Genomic DNA, 15,951 nt, shown 5'->3' on the forward strand with positions numbered 1-15,951 from the left:
CAGCGTCTTTTGCAGCGGAAAGGTTCGCCGTCAAGGCAGGAAATTCTTTTGACAGATATTTTGTTCGTTAAGTCGAACGAATAGGGCGTGGAATCAGGCTGTTTCTCCGGATTCATCCGCCAGGGCCTCGACGAGGTCGATGACGCGTCGGCGTACACGCGGGTTCTTGATGCGCACGAACGCCTTGGAAAGCTGGACGCCCTCGCTGGTGGAGAGGAAGTCGGCGACATAGGTCGCCGCCGACGCGTCGGCGAAGCCGCCGGTGGCCACGTCACCGGCCGGGGCGCCCTCGAAGAAGAAGGCGACGGGTACGCCTAGCATCTTGGCGATCTGCTGCAGGCGGCTGGCACTGATTCTATTTGTGCCCTTCTCGTATTTCTGCACCTGCTGAAAGGTCAGGCCCAACGCCTCGCCCAGCTTTTCCTGGCTGATTCCGGCCAGCATGCGCTGCATGCGTACCCGGCTGCCGACATGACGGTCGATCGGATTCGGAAGTTTCTTCAGCATGGGCCGTTCACCTCGGGGCCCACTCAACCGCACTTCCGGCCGCGCGTCTACCGCCGGCTCTGGAAGGCCATGAGATGGTATGCATTGGTATGCGTTGATTCTTGGCCGTTCTGCGTTGAAGCTGCTAAGGTCGGAAAAGACGGGACATGTCGGGACGACATTTCAACGCGGGACGAGACGCGCTCGACTTCATCGATCGGCTGAGCACCCTCACCGATCCGACGATGGTCGTCGCCGCTTTGCGCGATAAGCTTGCCAGCTATGGCTTCCACGCCTTCCTCATCACAGGGCTGCCGGAAATCGGCGATCGGATCGATCCGCTCGTTCTCCTCAATGGCTGGCCGCCGGGCTGGTTCGAGCTCTATCTGGAGAAGTCGTTCTCGGATTGGGACCCGATCGCGGCCCATTGCAAGACGACGATCGACCCGTTCGCCTGGAACGACGTCTACCAGGAGGGTGCGGCGCTGCCGCGCCAGCGCGAGGTGATGCACCGGGCTCGCGACTTCAACATGATCGAGGGCTTCTGCGTGCCGATCCATGGCGAAGCGGGCTTTCAGGCCGTGGTCACCATGGCCGGAGATCGGCCGGATCTGTCGCGCCAGGCCCGTTCGGCGATTCACCTGATGTCGATCTACGCGCATGGCAAGGCGGCCGACTGCCTGCGGCCGGCGCGCTGCGAGCACGTCCTGACGGTGCGCGAGCGCGAAGTCTTGACCTGGTTCGCGATCGGCAAGACGACCGAAGGCGTGGCGGAGCGCCTCGGCGTTTCCGCCGGCACGGCGGAGGCCCATTTCGAGAACGCTGCCCGCAAGCTCGGGGTCAGGGGCCGCACACGCACGGTGATCGAGGCCTATCGCCGTGGCGAGATCAGCATCTAGGCGTGTTCCGTAGGGGCGGGACTACTTTTGCGATAGGAACAACCGTTCGAATCCGGTCGATTTCGCCCGCATCTTCCGGAATTCCGGAATACCCGTGAAACCTGAATGGAGCCAGCTTGCGTCCCTCTAGGGAGGGAAGCGGCGATGATCCACGTTATCGATGCCGGGAACCGGCACCTCTACGGGGCCGAACTCGAGCAGCACTACCAGATCCGGCACCAGATCTATGTCGGCGAGCGCAAATGGATGGCGCTCGAGCGGTCCGATGGTCGCGAGGTCGACCAGTTCGACAACGCGGATGCGACCTATCTGCTGGCGATCGAGAACGGGCGCGTCATCGGCGGAACACGACTCGTGCCGACGACATGTCCGCATCTGATGGCCGACGTCTTCCCGTTCCTGGCCGATGTGCGCGGGCTCCAGCGCGGCACCGATGTCGTCGAATGGACACGCATCTTCGTCGTGCCGGAGCGGCGCGGCACAGACAGCAAGGTCCTGCATACCGTTCTGGCTGGCATGTTCGAGTACTGCCTTGCCAACGACATCACGGCGATCACGGTGGTGATGGAGACGTGGTGGATGCCGCGTTTCCTGGAACTGGGCTGGGAGGTCCGGCCGCTCGGCCTGCCGACCATGATCGATGGCATGAACTGCGTCGGCACGATCATCACGGTGAGCGAGGACGCCTATCGCCGTACCCTTGCCTTCAAGGATATCGAAGCGCCGGTCATCCTTTCGCGTCGCGACGCGAAGCGGGCCCCGGGCGAGCGGAGGATCTCGCATGGCTAATCAGCATGACACCGGCAGCAGCCGCGATAAGATCGAATATGCCCTCGGCCTGCTCACCACTCTGCTGCGCAACCAGCCGGTGCATCAGGAACTGGTGGATGTCGCCCACCGCATGGACTTGCCGGACGAGCTCTGGCTCGCAGTGCAGATCCTGTCCATGTCGGAGCCGGACCAGGTGAAGCTCAGGGACTTCCTGCTGGTGAATCCCAGCCCGCAACTGCAGCGACTCAATCGGAGCACGCTCGTCCTGACCCAGGATACACCCCCGGCCCTGCACTAGGCGTTTCCGAGCGAGGCGGCCCGCGATCGCGCGGAGAAGATACGATAGAGCAACTGCCCAAGCTCTCTGCGCTCGGCTGGGACCAGCTGAGCGCAGAGAGCCAGCGCAAAATCAGCCGTCCTCGTGGCGCGAGCCGGTCGAATCCGCTCGCGCCGAGGCGGAAGACCTATTGCTCGATGGTCTCGATCGGCGAGTCGCCGAGCGATTCGACGAGATCGACGATACGCCGGCGCACGCGCGGGCTCTTGATCCGCACGAAGGCCTTGGTCAGCTGCACGCCCTCGCTGGTCGCGAGGAAATCGGCGACATAGGTCGTGGCCGATGCATCGGCGAAGCCCTCCCCGATGCTGTCGTCGGCGGGAGCGCCGTCGAAGAAGAAGGCGACAGGCACGCCGAGCATCTTGGAAATCTGCTGCAGCCGGCTGGCGCTGATCCGGTTGGTGCCCTTCTCGTATTTCTGCACCTGCTGGAAGGTCAGGCCCAGTGCTTCGCCGAGCCGCTCCTGGCTAACGCCGGCGAGCATGCGGCGCATCCGGACGCGGCTGCCGACATGGCGGTCGATCGGGTTGGGTACTTTCTTCAACATGGCAGCCGGTCCCCTTTTTTTATCCGTTCAGCCAGTCGGCGGCCCGTTGAAGGCCTGGCCCGGTTGGCCATTCGGCGGCGGTCCCGAAAGAAAGTTCCATATGGGATTACCGTCGCCGCATTATTACTCCAGCGAGCATTAGGCTGGCAACTACACCTGCAAAGAAAAGGTCGCCGAAGCGGGAATAGGGCGTCGCCGGACCAGCGCGGGGCAACGAGGTATCGATGACGCCGGCCTCGCCGAGTGGCAATGCGGCGCGGATGCGCCCGTAATGGTCTGCTACCGCCGAGATGCCGGTGTTGGCGACGCGCACCAGCGGCAGGCCTTCCTCGATGGCGCGTAAGCGGGCTTGCGCGAGATGCTGGTAGGGGCCGCTGGTCTGCCCGAACCAGCCGTCATTGGTCAGGTTGAGGATGAAGCCCGGCCGCGGTCCGCTCGGCATCGCCTCACCGGGGAAGATCACCTCGTAGCAGATCAGGCTAGCCGCCGGCGGCAGGCCGCGGATCGACAGCGGCGTGCGCCGGCTGCCGGAGGCGAAGCCACCGGGAACCGAGACGAATTCGGACAGGCCGACCGCCCGGATCAGCCGTTCGAGGACAGCAGGCAGATACTCGCCGAACGGGACGAGATGAACCTTGTCGTAGCTGCCGGTGATCGTGCCCTCGTCATTGATGACCTGGATCGAATTGTAGATCGGCGGCCGGCTTTCGCCCGGCAGCATCTCGCCGGCGCGGGCCGCGCCGGTGATCAGCGTGGTGCTCGGCGGCAGCAGCGCGGCGATCCGCGCCAGTGCCTGCGGCGTGCGCCCGAGCAGGAAGGGGAAGGCCGACTCCGGCCAGATCAGATGCGTCACGTCCTGCACGCCCGAGGTCGCCGGGCCGGTCGCCCGGTCGCTGAGCGCGAGGTAGTGCGACAGGATCATCTCGCTGTTGCGCGGGCTGAACTTGGCATCCTGCGGCAGGTTCGGCTGCATCAGCCGGAGTTTGACCCCACTCACCGCCGGAACCGGCTCCGCTGGAATCCGCCAGGCGCCAAATCCAGCCATGGCCGCCAGCACGAGCCCCGCCAGGGCCGGAGCGCGCCAGCGCCCCTCGTCCTCTTCGCCTGTACCGAGCACGGCCGGCGCGGCCCCGACCGCGACGGCCAGTGCCGTCAACCCGTAAAGCCCGATCAGGCTGGCGCTCTGGGCGAGCCAGGCCGGTCCGGCCAGCATCATGCCGTAGACGTTCCAGGGAAAGCCGGTGAGGACATGGCCGCGCAGCCACTCGCTCAGCGCCAGCACGGCCGCCAGCACCAGGATGCGGCCGGCACCCGTCGGCCAGAGCGCCCGCGCCAGGGCGAAGCCCGCAGCCGGGAAGATGGCGAGGAAGGCCGGCAGCGCCACGACGCCGAGCGGCATCGCCCAGGCGAACTTGTCGGCCTCGACCAGGAAGGCGGCGCCCAGCCACCACAAACCGGCGAGATGATAGCCAAAGCCCCACCACCAACCGGCGCTCGCAGCCGCCCAGAGGCGCCCGCGCCGGGTTTCCGCGACCGAGCCGTCGATCAGCCAGACCGCGGCGGTCATCGGCACGACCATCAGCGGCCAGAGATCAAGTGGGGCCAGCGCCAGCGCGCCACAGGCGCCGCAAATGAGCGCGATCAACCGGCGCGGCCAGCCCCAGGCGAGGATGACGCGGTCGGCCAGCACTGACAGCTTGATCATGCGGCGTCCGGCGCGGCTGGTGCCTCGGTCGCGATCGCATCGCGGCGATGGATGCGCAGGCGCTTGACCCGGCGCGGGTCGGCGTCAAGCACCTCGAATTCGAGGTCCTCCGGCCCCTTGATCAATTCGCCGCGCACCGGCACGCGGCCGGCCAGGGTCACGATCAGCCCGCCGAGCGTATCGACCTCCTCGGCAACCTCGGCGCTCGACAGGTCGATTCCGGTCGCCTCCTTCAACTCGTCGAGGGTGGCGCGGGCATCGGCGATGAAGCGGTTCTCGCCAGCTGGTGCGATCGCGGGAGCTTCGTCGAGATCGTGCTCGTCCTCGATGTCGCCGACGACGATCTCGACCAGGTCTTCGATCGAGATCAGCCCGTCCGTGCCGCCATATTCGTCGATCACCAGGGCGATATGGGTACGCGTCGCCTGCATTCTGACCAGAAGGTCGACCGCCGGCATCGAGGGCGGCACGTAGAGCACCGGCCGCAGGATCTTGGCCTGGGCCAGCGTCATCGAGAGATCGATGGCGCCGAGACTCGGGCCGGCCGGCGCCTCTGCCTCACCGCGCAGCTTCCGGCCTGGCTTGGCCCGGGCCGCGATGAAGTCGAGGAAGTCGCGGATGTGGATCATTCCCCGGGGGTCGTCGAGCGATTCCCCATAAACAGGCAGGCGCGAATGGCCGGCGGTGCGGAACAGGGCCAGGAGGTCGCCGAGCGTCGCCTCCGAGGAGACTGCGATGACGTCGGCGCGCGGCACCATCACATCGGCAACGCGGCGCTCGCGCAGGCTCAGCACGTTCGAGAGCATCGCCCGCTCTTGCGGCGAGAGGTCGGTCACTCCGCCGCTGTCCTGCGCCAGCGCCTCGGTGATGTCCTCGCGGATCGAGCCGCCCTGGCGCAGGCCGAGCCGGTCGAGGAACTGGCCGAGCCAATGCGACAGGCCGCGGCCTGTTGGTTCTGATGAGGAGGAAGATCGGGTGTCGTCGCTCATGACGCTGGCTGCGGCTTCTTGGTCTTGGATGCTGGGCGGGGCTGCATGGGTTCCGGCTCGGAGCTGGCATAGGGGTCGGCGATGCCGAGTCGGGCAAGCGCTGCGGTCTCCAGCGCTTCCATGCGCTGGGCCTCGGCTTCCGTCTCGTGGTCTTCGCCGAGCAGGTGCAGCAGCCCGTGGATCACGAGATGGCTGAGATGGTCGCCGAAGGATTTCTCCTCGGCGTTCGCCTCCCGGGCGACCGTCTCCAGGGCGATCACGATGTCGCCGATCACCGGGCTCGATGCGATCCGCTCGGGCGGCGCGGCCGGGAAGGAGAGAACATTGGTCGCCTTGTCGAAGCCGCGCCAGTCGCGGTTGACGATGCGGATGCGCTTGTCGTCGGTGAGCAGCAGGCTGAGCTCGGCGCCCGGCAGCGGCTTGACCGGAGCCAGCGCCAGCCCGGCATCGACCGCGGCGAGGATCCGCGGACGCAAATCCCCGATCTCGCGCCATTTGCGAGACTGCATGCGGATATCGAGCGAGAGCCCGCCTGTGGCAGGCTCCGTAGCTTCGGTTCGCGGCGCAGCGCGCCGCGAACGAGGTCGGTCGGTCATCGCGGCCGCTCCCGCGACAGCATCCGCTTCAGCCCGTCGGCATCGCCCTCGGCGGGAGCCTCCGGTGCGGGCAGGGCGGCAAGCCGCGCCTCGCGCTCGTCGCGCTCCTTCCGGGAGGCATCCTCATAGGCCATGACGATCCGGCGCACGAGCGCATGGCGGACGACGTCGCCTTCCTCGAAGCGGGCATGGCCGACGCCCTCGACGCCCGAGAGCAGCCTGACCGCCTCGACCAGGCCGGAACGCTGGCCCGGCGGCAGGTCGACCTGCGAAGGGTCGCCGGTGATGATCATGCGCGAGCCCTCGCCCAGGCGGGTGAGAAACATCTTCATCTGCACGGAGGTCGCGTTCTGCGCCTCGTCGAGCAGCACAACGGCATTGCTCAGCGTGCGCCCGCGCATGAAGGCCAGCGGCGCGATCTCGATCATGCCGGTCTGCAGGGCGCGCTCGACATGGCGTGCCTCCATGAAGTCGTTGAGGGCGTCGTAGATCGGCCGCAGGTACGGATCGACCTTCTCGCGCATGTCGCCGGGCAGGAAGCCGAGGCGCTCGCCGGCCTCGACCGCCGGGCGCGACAGCACCATGCGCTCGACCACGCCCTGCTCGATCAGCGAGACGGCATGGCCGACGGCGAGCCAGGTCTTGCCGGTGCCGGCCGGGCCTTCGGCGAGAACGAGCTCATGGCGCTTGAGTTGGCGCAGATAGGCGTCCTGCGCGGCGTTGCGGGCCCGGACCGGGCCGCGCTTGCGCGTCACAACGGCGTCGAAGGCGGCCTTGCCGGCATTGTCGGAGGGGAAGAGCGAGCGCTGTGCGTTGCTCTCCTCGATCGCGCCGTCGACCTCGCCGAGATTGACGGCGGCGCCGGTTTTGGCGCGGGCATAGAGCGTGCGCAGCACGCGACTCGCCTGCTCGGCAGTCTCGCGCGGGCCCTTGATGGTGACGTGGTTGCCGTTCGGACTGACGACGACACCGAGGCGCCGCTCCAGATGCGCCAGGTTCTGGTCGTAATGCCCGAAGACCAGGCCAGCGGTCTGGTTGTTGTCGAAGGTGAGCTCAACCTCTGCGCCGGGCAGGCCGTCGCGGGTCAGCGCCTCGTCGCGGCGACCGCCGCGCTCGGCTTTCGGGTTGAATTGATCGGCCTGGGCCAATGCCATTGTCTCCAGTGGGAATGAGTCGGACAGGCGCAGTCAAAAACCATCACCGCAACGCCGACGCCATCGCACGCTACGCACTCGAACCGTCTCAGGCAGCCAACCCCGGCTGTTCCACCGCGCGGCCAAACAGCGAGTTCGACCCGGCGCGCTCGATCTGGACCATGACGCGATCGCCGATCCGGTGCGTCGCGCTCTCGATTTGGACCGCCTGCATATAGGGCGTCTTGCCGGCGAGCTGGCCGGGATGCCGCCCGTTGCGCTCGATCAGAATCTCGACGGTGCGCCCGACCATGGTGTGGTTGAACTCCTGCCGATGCTGCTCGACCAAAGCCTGCAGCCGGTAGAGCCGCTCGTCCATCACGGCGGGCGGCACCTGCTCGGAAAGCTCGGCCGCGGGCGTGCCGGGACGCGGCGAGTACTTGAACGAATAGGCCGAGGCGAAGCGCACATCGGCGATCAGCCGCAGCGTCTCCTCGAAATCGGCATCGCTCTCGCCGGGGAAGCCGACGATGAAGTCGGAAGACAGGGCGATATCGGGCCGCGCTGCGCGGATCCGGTCGATCAGCCGGCGGTATTCGTCGCCGGTATGCTTGCGGTTCATCGCTGCAAGAATCCGGTCGGAACCGGCCTGCACCGGCAGGTGCAGGAACGGCATCACCTGCGGCAGGTCGCGATGGAGAGCGATCAGGTTCTCGTCCATGTCGCGCGGATGGCTGGTCGTATAGCGGATGCGGGCGATGCCCGGCACCTCGGCGATGCGCCGCATCAATCGCGCCAGCGTCCAGACCCGGCCGTCGGTGCCATCGCCATGATAGGCGTTGACGTTCTGGCCGAGCAGCGAGACGTCCTGCACGCCGGCTTGCGCCAACCGCTCGACTTCGGCGAGCACCTGGGCGACCGGGCGCGAGAATTCGGCGCCGCGCGTATAGGGCACGACGCAGAAGGCGCAGAACTTGTCGCAGCCCTCCTGCACGGTGACGAAGGCAGAGACGCCGCGGGCGACGATCGCCGCCGGCTTCGGCGCCGGCAGGTGATCGAACTTGTCCTCCGGCGGCAATTCCGTATCGACGACGCGGCCGCTTTTCGCCTGCGCCAGCAATTCGGGCAGGCGGTGATAGGTCTGCGGGCCGATGACGAGGTCGACGGCCGGCTGGCGGCGCTGGATCTCGGCGCCTTCGGCCTGGGCGACGCAGCCGGCGACGACGAGCTGGGTCTCGCGCCCTTGCGCCTTCCGCTCGCGCTTCAGGTCGCGCAGCTTGCCGAGCTCGGTATAGACCTTGTGCGCCGCGCGCTCGCGGATATGGCAGGTATTCAGCAGGATGAGGTCGGCGTCGTCGGGCGTCGCAGTCTCGACATAGCCCTCCTGGCCCAGGACGTCGGCCATGCGCTGGCCGTCATAGACGTTCATCTGGCAGCCATAGGACTTGATGTGGACTTTCTTCATCAACGCTGATCCGGCCTCAACCGCGTCTCCTTATCCCAATCGCCCCGGGCATGGGAATCATATCGCCGTCGCTGGTCGCCACGCAATATCCGGGCCGCAACAGTCTGAGAGCCTCTAACAAAATCTGAGCAAGTCTGGACGTCGGCAATTCGCCCGTTCCGCCAGGAGCGGCGCGAAGCCGATACCGTTAGTATCGGCAAGCGATACAACGCCGCGGGCGGGCGAATTGCCGGCGCCGAAGGTGGGTCTTGGAGGGCCGCCTGCGGCGTCGGACCGACTTGCCGATATCGAAGGATATCGGCTGCGCGCTCCTCCTGGCATTCGGCTCCTCCAAGACCCATCCAGACCTGCTCAGATTTTGTTAGAGGCTCTGAGCCGATGCGAATCTGGCTCAGGCGCGTGACCGGCCGGTGACGGCGTCCTGCCGTGCCCGGCGGATCGCGATCTCGGCGAGGCGCGTCGCCTCCTTGCGCGAGAGCTTGCGGCCCATCCGGATCGGCTCGCCCCAGGCGAGCTCGACGTCGATGGCGCCGGAATTGATCATCGCCCGGAAATGCGGCGCGAGTTCGGTGTCGCCATACCAGGACAGCGCTGAGCGCTCGGCCCGGCCGCCGCGCAGGCCGTGGAAGCCGGTATAGGTGACGCAGAGCGGATAGACCGTGGTCTCGGCCTCGTCCGCCCCGCGCACGGCTTCGTGAGCGGCCCCGAGCAAGGAAGAGCGCAGCGGCAGGACGCGCGTGCCGTCGCCGGTGGTGCCCTCGGCGAACAGTACCACCGACTGTCCGTTTTGCAGGCGCTTGCCCATCTCGCTGGCGACGCCGGCGGTGGCGCCGCGGCGCATCCGGTCGATGAAGACGGTGCGCTGCAGCGTCGAGAGCCAGCCGATCACCGGCCAGGTCGCGACCTCGGCCTTGGCGACGAAGGAGAGCGGCCCGGTCGTGCCGATGACGGGGATGTCGAGCCAGGAGGTGTGGTTGGCGACAATCAGCCCGCCCTGGCCTGCCGGCGGAGGCGCGCCGTGCGTTGTGATGCGCACGCCGAAGCAGCGGCAGCCCAGTTTCTGGAACAGCCGTGTGAAATAGAACGGCCGCCCGAGGCGCATCGCGACAAGCTGCGGCGGAATCAGGACGAGCGTGCCGAAGACGAGCAGCGCGAGCCGCACCATGGCGCCGGGACGGATGCCTTTCATGCTGAGCCGTTCATTCTCTGCGTTGGCGCCCCGCTTCTGCGAGCCCGGCTATAATCGGCCCTCCTACGGCCGTCTATGCCAGCCGAAGCAGAACTCAGGCGAGATCGCGCCGCATCACCAGCGCGGCGGCGCGGTTGCCGTCCGGCTTCGGGTAGTATCCCTCGCGCCGCCCGACGGTCTCGAATCCGAGTCGCCGGTAAAGCCCGATTGCCGGCGCGTTGCCCTCCTCGACCTCGAGGAAGAGCCGTGCTGTGCCGCGCGCCGCCAATTGCGCGAGATGAGCGCAGAGCAGCGTCTGCCCGAGGCCCGACCGGCGCCTCCCGCCGGCGACGACGATGCTGAGGATCTCCGCCTCGTCGGAGGCCAGCCGCGACATCACGAAGCCGCAGGGCTCGCTGGCGCTGCCGATGAACACGCCCTCGGCCACGACCGCCCGGTCGGCGAGCAGGGCAGCGCATTCGCCGGGCTCCCACAGTCGCGCGAAGCCGCCCTGGTGATGCAGGGCCGCGACCTGGCGGGCATGGCGGACGTCGAGCGGGCCGGCGCGGCCCGTCTTCGGCCGGCGCCTGAGCAGGGATTGGAACCAGCCCATCGCGCTAGATCACGATGATTTGGATCGAATCGATCCAAAACCATGAAACGTGATCGATTCTAAGAGTTTGGAGCAGGTTTCCTGCGAAAAACCGGTTCCCACTTCTTCGCATCCTGCTCTAGCGCCGCGGCAGCCGGGCGCGGTCCTGCGGCGTCGTTTCCGGCGCCTTGAGATAGAGCGGGCGCGGCGGGGCGGTTTCCGGGTCGGCGATCGCGCCGAGGCGCGCCACCCAGATCACGTCCGGCGCCTTGGCGTCGTCGACGACGAGCGCGTCGAGGCCGATCGCCCAGGCTTCGTTGGCGACGGCGAGCGCAGCCGAACCGACCAGCGAGACCGGGCCGGCACCGATGGCGCGGGCGGCGTCGCGATGGTTGACCTGGCGCACCGAGACGAGCTGCTTGCCCTGCGCGTTCATCGCCTGGAACCAGACCTGGCCGTGCTTGGCGTCGACCGCGGCCGCGACGACGCGCCCGCCCTCGCGGCCGATGAAAGGTGCTGCGCTGGCGGCCAGCGTCGAGATCCCGATAGCCGGAATGCCGGCGGCAAATGCGATCGCCCTCGCCGCACTGATGCCGACGCGCAGGCCGGTATAGCTGCCGGGGCCGATGGTCACGGCGACGCGGTCGAGTGAGGGGAAGCCGCCCTCGACCTTGGCCATCACGCGCTCGATCATCGGCATCAGCGCCTCGGCATGGCCGCGCTCCATCGCGGTCTGTTCGATCGCGAGGGGGGACGGGTCGCTGGTGTCGAGCACGCAGGCCGAACAGGCGCCGAGCGCGGTATCTATCGCGAGGATGCGCATCAGGGCTTAGGTCCGGTCGGGTGCGATGCGGATGGCGATCAAACCGCCTCGACCTCGCGCACCTGCGGCAGGAAATGCCGCAGCAGGTTCTGGATGCCGTGCTTCAGCGTCGCGGTCGAGGACGGGCAGCCCGAGCAGGAGCCCTTCATGACGAGGTAGACCGTGCCGTCCTTGTAGCCGCGGAAGGTGATGTCGCCGCCATCGCCGGCGACGGCCGGGCGGATGCGGGTCTCGAGCAGCTCCTTGATCGTGTCGACGGTCGCAGCGTCCTCCTCGGCGAAGAACTCGTCCTCGCTTTCGGCGATTTCGTCGATCGGGGCGCCGTCGCTCATCAGCGGCGCGCCGGACATGTAGTGTTCCATGATCGCGCCGAGGATGGCGGGCTTGAGATGCGGCCATTCGCCCTCGGCCTTGGTCACGGTGATGAAGTCCGAGCCAAAGAACACGGCTGAGACGCCCTTGACGCCGAACAGGCGTGTCGCGAGCGGCGAGCGCTCGGCCAAGGCGGGGTCACGCAATTCGATCGGCCCTTGCGGCGAGACGCTGCGGCCGGGCAGGAACTTCAGAGTGGCGGGGTTGGGCGTGGCTTCGGTCTGGATGAACATGGCTTTGTCTCCGGCGCCGGCGGGTCAAGGCCGCCGTTCCTGTTCCCGATATAGGCCGGACGCTGGAATCATTCCAGCAGCAGCGAGCCCTGATCAGGCCAGCGCGTCGATTTCCTCGTCGGCGAGGTGTCCGGGCACGATCGCGACCGGGATCGGGAAGCTGCCGGCGCCCTTGCCGGCGAGCGCGGCGACCAATGGGCCGGGCCCGTCCCGACCAGTGCCCGCGGCGAGCACCAGCAGCGAGATGTCCTCGTCGGCCTCGATCAGCTTGACCATCTCGTCGGCCTTGATGCCGGTGCGCACGACTTTCTCGGGCTCCAGCCCGGCCAGCGAGCGCACGGCCGCGGCGGCCGCGTCGATCAGCTCCTGCGCCTCGGCCTCGGCATCGGCCTGCACCATGTCGCCGACGCCGAGCCAGGTCTCGTCCGGCGGCGGGGTGACCACGCCGAGCAGCACGATCGATGCGCCCAGGCGCGCGCAGCGCCGCGCCGCGAAGCGCACCGCCTTCGAGCATTCCGGGCTGTCGTCGACGACAGCGAGGAATTTCGGGCGATGGCCCGTCTCATAGGACCGCCGTCTCTTGACCATTGCTATCGCCTGCCGCCGATTTCAGGACATGTCATGGTGACAGGCGTCGCAAGGTCAGCGCAAGCCTCCCTCACGGCGCCCACCGGATCAGCGCCGACGCACGAAGCCGGTGATGTCCTTGGTATCCCGCATGATCGGCGCGGCGATCGCGGCGGCGCGGTCGGCGCCGTCGCTGAGGATGGCGTCGATATGGCCGGGATCGGCCAGGAGGCGCCGCATTTCGCCGGCGATCGGCGCGAGCTTGCCGACGGCGAGCTCGACCAGCGCCGCCTTGAAGCCGGAGAACTGGCTGCCGCCGAACTGCCCGAGCACCTGCGCCCTGGTCTCGCCGGAGAGCCCGGCATAGATCCCGACCAGGTTCTCGGCCTCCGGCCGGCCCTCCAGCCCCTTCTCCTCGGAAGGCAGCGCCTCCGGATCGGTCTTCGCCTTGCGGATCTTCTGCGCGATCATGTCGGCATCGTCGGTCAGGTTGATGCGCGAATAATCCGACGGGTCCGACTTCGACATCTTCTTGGTGCCGTCGCGCAGGCTCATCACCCGCGGCGCCGGGCCCTGGATCATCGGCTCGGGCAGCGGGAAATAGCCGAGCTCGCCGGTGCCGAGACCGAGCTCGGCGATGCGCTCGGCGAAGTCGTTGTTGAACTTCTGCGCGATATCGCGGGTCAATTCGAGATGCTGCTTCTGGTCCTCGCCGACCGGGACATGGGTCGCCTTGTAGAGCAGGATGTCGGCCGCCATCAGCACGGGATAGTCGTAGAGCCCGACCGAGGCGTTCTCGCGGTCCTTGCCGGCCTTCTCCTTGAACTGCGTCATGCGGTTGAGCCAGCCGAGGCGCGCGATCGTATTGAACACCCAGGCGAGTTCGGCATGGCCGGAGACCTGGCTCTGGTTGAAGATGATGCTCTGCTTGGGGTCGACGCCGGCGGCGATATAGGCGGCCGCGACCTCGCGCGTGGCGCGGGTCAGCTCGGCCGGTCCTCCCCAGACGTCGAGCCCTTGCGTGATCGCGTGCATGTCGACGACGCAATAGATGCAGTCATGGGTCTTCTGCATCGCGACCCAGTTCACCAGCGCGCCGAGATAATTGCCGAGATGGAGCGTCGAGGTCGGCTGCATGCCGGAGAAGACGCGGGGAGAGAAAGCGGCCATGGGGCGCTCCGTCGTCAGGGCGAAAAAATCTTAGAGCCGGATCCGATCAGGTTGTTCCAACCTGATCGGTGAATCCGTCTCTCACTTCTGGGAAGAGACCGTTTTACCGATCAGCTTGCGGCTGCAAGCCGATCGGAACGGGCTCTTGAGTCGGGGGTCGATCCGCTCAGGAACGCGGCGTTCTGACGGATGCGGCGCGAAGGCGCAAGAGGCGCGGCGGCAAGACCATGTCGAAGGCGCCGAGCAGGAAGCCGGCAACGGCGTAAACGGCAGCGCCCGTGCAGCACAGCGTCGCCAGCGCACCGGCGCGCCACAAGGTCGGCTGGTCCGGGTTCAGCGCCGAGAGGAGCGGCCTGAACGTGGCCTCGAGCGCCGCCATCATGAGTACGGCGGCCATGATGATGGCGAGGATCGTCCTGGCATCGGCCCAGTGCGGCCGCCATAGTCTGCTGCGCAGCAGATGGAGGCCGAGCAGCCCCGCCTGGACGATGAAGGCGAGGCTCGCCGCCAGAGCGCCGATCATCGCCGCATCACGCCAGCCGAGCAGGGCGTAGCCTGCGATCGCCGCGACGGCGACAGCGGCAAAGCCGGCGATCAGCGGCAGGCGCGGCAGCCGGCGCACGAAATAGACCTGCCCGAACACCTTGGCGGCGAGCGCGAAGGGCAGGCCGCATGCGAAGGCGGCGAGCGCCGAAGCGGTGCGCTCGCGGTCGGCGGCGTTGAATTGTCCGTTCTCGAACAGCACCGAGACGATCGGCTCGGCCAGGACGAACAGGGCCGTCGCGGCCGGAATCGCCAGCGCCAGGCCGAGCGCCAGCGCCCGGCCGAGGAGGGCGTCGTGGTCTGCCTGCGACCGTTCGCCGGCCATGGCCGAGAGCACGACCGTGCCCATCGCGACGCCGAAGAAGGAGAGCGGCAGCTGGAAGACGCGGTCGGCATAATATAGCGCCGAAACCGAGCCGGGCTCGGTCGAGGCGACCTGCGTCGAGATCAAGAGAACGAGCTGCGCGGCGGAGGCGGCGAGCAGCGTCGCCCCGCCGGTCCGGACCAGCCGGCTCATGTCCGGTGACCAGAGCAGGCCGGGGCGCGGCAGGCCGATGCCGCGCAGGCGCCACAGGATCATGGCGAGATGGGCGAGGCCGGTGAGGCTGAGGCAGGCGGCGAGCAGCGTCGCGCTGGCATGGCTGTCGCCGCCGCGAAACAGCGCGAACAGCAGGGCGCAGAGCAGGATCGCGTTCATCAGGGCCGGAGCCAGCGCCGCCACGGTGAAGCGACCCTCGGCATTGAGCAGTGCCGCGAGCAGTGCCGCGAGCGTGGTCAGCAGCACGAAGGGCAGCATCAGCCGCGTGTAGTAGGTGGCGAGCGCCAGCGTCTGCGGTTCATCGGCGAAACCGCCGGCCAATCCGAGCACGACCCAGGGCGCGAACAGCTCGGCCAGCACGACGAAGCCGAGCAGCAGCAGGCCGAGCTGACTCGCAACCGCGCCGGCGAAGCGCTTGGCGTCGCCCTCGCCGCGCTCGGCCTTGATCGCGAGATAGAGCGGCACGAAGGGGGCATTCAGTCCCCCTTCGCCGAGTACCCGCCGGACGAGATTGGGCAGGCGCAGGGCCGCCAGGAAGGCGTCCGCCACGGGGCCGGCGCCGAGCAGGCGCGCGATCAGCACGTCACGGGCAAAGCCGAGCAGGCGCGACAGGATCGTCGCGGCGCCGACGATCAGGGAATCGCGGGCGAGGCGTGAGGTTCGCTGTGGCGATGTATCACTCACGATCGCCTTTCCCCGGTCACAGCCCAAGGTCCTCACGAAGGCGGTCGATCTGATGCATGCGCTGATGCAGGATCGTAACGATACCGATGTCGCCATTCGCCAGCCGGCGCCAATAGATGACATGGCGCACATGGCGGACCATGAAGCCGTCGACGCCGAACTCGGCTGGAACCGGACGCGACATCACCGAATGCGTCTCGATTCGGCTGAACGTTTCGAACAGCCCCTCGATATAGCGTTGCGCCTGCTCCTTGCCCCAGCGCTCACGCGTATAGCGGTAGATCTCGTCGAGGCGGTGCGAAGCCGCTTCCTGAATGCGGACCTCGGCCATGG

18 protein-coding genes are annotated in these 15,951 nt (G+C 67.6%); 3 read left to right on the forward strand and 15 right to left on the reverse strand.

Annotated features, from left to right (window positions below):
• Positions 1-93: 93 nt before the first annotated feature.
• Complete coding sequence (locus tag GV161_RS10415) at positions 94-507, reverse strand: helix-turn-helix transcriptional regulator (protein ID WP_152013211.1); 414 nt, start codon at positions 505-507, stop codon at positions 94-96.
• 146 nt (positions 508-653) lie between these two features.
• On the opposite strand from GV161_RS10415, the gene GV161_RS10420 reads away from it, so the two are divergent.
• From GV161_RS10420 to GV161_RS10430, 3 genes are all read left to right on the forward strand, one after another.
• Positions 654-1,385: a LuxR family transcriptional regulator gene (locus GV161_RS10420; RefSeq protein WP_152013210.1), complete on the forward strand. Its 732-nt coding sequence runs from the start codon at positions 654-656 to the stop codon at positions 1,383-1,385.
• 144 nt (positions 1,386-1,529) lie between these two features.
• Positions 1,530-2,174, forward strand: a complete 645-nt coding sequence (locus GV161_RS10425) for an acyl-homoserine-lactone synthase (protein WP_159650210.1) — start codon at positions 1,530-1,532, stop codon at positions 2,172-2,174.
• Positions 2,167-2,454 (forward strand): hypothetical protein, encoded by a 288-nt coding sequence (locus tag GV161_RS10430; protein ID WP_152013208.1) that lies wholly within the window; start codon positions 2,167-2,169, stop codon positions 2,452-2,454. The genes GV161_RS10425 and GV161_RS10430 overlap by 8 nt, the downstream gene beginning before the upstream one ends.
• Before the next feature lie 166 nt (positions 2,455-2,620).
• On the opposite strand, the gene GV161_RS10435 is transcribed toward GV161_RS10430, so the two are convergent.
• The 14 genes from GV161_RS10435 to GV161_RS10500 form a co-directional block, all read right to left on the reverse strand.
• The gene (locus GV161_RS10435) at positions 2,621-3,040 is read right to left on the reverse strand and encodes a helix-turn-helix transcriptional regulator (RefSeq protein ID WP_152013207.1); all 420 of its coding nucleotides are present in this window, start codon (positions 3,038-3,040) and stop codon (positions 2,621-2,623) included.
• A gap of 106 nt (positions 3,041-3,146) precedes the next feature.
• Positions 3,147-4,745: an apolipoprotein N-acyltransferase gene (lnt, locus tag GV161_RS10440; protein WP_152013206.1), complete on the reverse strand. Its 1,599-nt coding sequence runs from the start codon at positions 4,743-4,745 to the stop codon at positions 3,147-3,149.
• Positions 4,742-5,734 (reverse strand): hemolysin family protein, encoded by a 993-nt coding sequence (locus tag GV161_RS10445; RefSeq protein WP_152013205.1) that lies wholly within the window; start codon positions 5,732-5,734, stop codon positions 4,742-4,744. The genes lnt and GV161_RS10445 overlap by 4 nt, the downstream gene beginning before the upstream one ends.
• The gene (gene ybeY / locus GV161_RS10450) at positions 5,731-6,243 is read right to left on the reverse strand and encodes an rRNA maturation RNase YbeY (protein ID WP_193219508.1); all 513 of its coding nucleotides are present in this window, start codon (positions 6,241-6,243) and stop codon (positions 5,731-5,733) included. Before ybeY ends, GV161_RS10445 begins: the two co-directional genes overlap by 4 nt.
• A gap of 83 nt (positions 6,244-6,326) precedes the next feature.
• Complete coding sequence (locus tag GV161_RS10455) at positions 6,327-7,418, reverse strand: PhoH family protein (RefSeq protein WP_244623970.1); 1,092 nt, start codon at positions 7,416-7,418, stop codon at positions 6,327-6,329.
• Between the two features lie 154 nt (positions 7,419-7,572).
• Complete coding sequence (gene miaB / locus GV161_RS10460) at positions 7,573-8,928, reverse strand: tRNA (N6-isopentenyl adenosine(37)-C2)-methylthiotransferase MiaB (protein WP_152013202.1); 1,356 nt, start codon at positions 8,926-8,928, stop codon at positions 7,573-7,575.
• Between the two features lie 391 nt (positions 8,929-9,319).
• Positions 9,320-10,117 (reverse strand): lysophospholipid acyltransferase family protein, encoded by a 798-nt coding sequence (locus GV161_RS10465; RefSeq protein ID WP_152013201.1) that lies wholly within the window; start codon positions 10,115-10,117, stop codon positions 9,320-9,322.
• 94 nt (positions 10,118-10,211) lie between these two features.
• Positions 10,212-10,709 carry an N-acetyltransferase gene (locus GV161_RS10470; protein ID WP_152013200.1) on the reverse strand — a complete coding sequence of 166 codons (498 nt, stop codon included), beginning with the start codon at positions 10,707-10,709 and terminating at the stop codon, positions 10,212-10,214.
• A 118-nt stretch (positions 10,710-10,827) separates the two neighbouring features.
• Positions 10,828-11,511: a tRNA (adenosine(37)-N6)-threonylcarbamoyltransferase complex dimerization subunit type 1 TsaB gene (gene tsaB / locus GV161_RS10475; RefSeq protein ID WP_152013199.1), complete on the reverse strand. Its 684-nt coding sequence runs from the start codon at positions 11,509-11,511 to the stop codon at positions 10,828-10,830.
• A 38-nt stretch (positions 11,512-11,549) separates the two neighbouring features.
• Complete coding sequence (locus GV161_RS10480; RefSeq protein WP_152013198.1) at positions 11,550-12,116, reverse strand: NifU family protein; 567 nt, start codon at positions 12,114-12,116, stop codon at positions 11,550-11,552.
• Positions 12,117-12,209: 93 nt separating this feature from the next.
• The gene (locus GV161_RS10485; RefSeq protein ID WP_152013197.1) at positions 12,210-12,704 is read right to left on the reverse strand and encodes a universal stress protein; all 495 of its coding nucleotides are present in this window, start codon (positions 12,702-12,704) and stop codon (positions 12,210-12,212) included.
• Between the two features lie 87 nt (positions 12,705-12,791).
• Positions 12,792-13,853 (reverse strand): tryptophan--tRNA ligase, encoded by a 1,062-nt coding sequence (gene trpS / locus GV161_RS10490; RefSeq protein ID WP_152013196.1) that lies wholly within the window; start codon positions 13,851-13,853, stop codon positions 12,792-12,794.
• A gap of 166 nt (positions 13,854-14,019) precedes the next feature.
• The gene (gene murJ, locus GV161_RS10495; protein WP_159650211.1) at positions 14,020-15,618 is read right to left on the reverse strand and encodes a murein biosynthesis integral membrane protein MurJ; all 1,599 of its coding nucleotides are present in this window, start codon (positions 15,616-15,618) and stop codon (positions 14,020-14,022) included.
• Between the two features lie 16 nt (positions 15,619-15,634).
• Positions 15,635-15,949, reverse strand: coding sequence for a type II toxin-antitoxin system RelE/ParE family toxin (locus GV161_RS10500; protein WP_152013194.1), 315 nt, complete (start codon positions 15,947-15,949; stop codon positions 15,635-15,637).
• Between the last annotated feature and the right edge of the window lie 2 nt (positions 15,950-15,951).

Source organism: Bosea sp. 29B, assembly GCF_902506165.1.
In the GTDB taxonomy this organism is placed as follows: domain Bacteria; phylum Pseudomonadota; class Alphaproteobacteria; order Rhizobiales; family Beijerinckiaceae; genus Allobosea.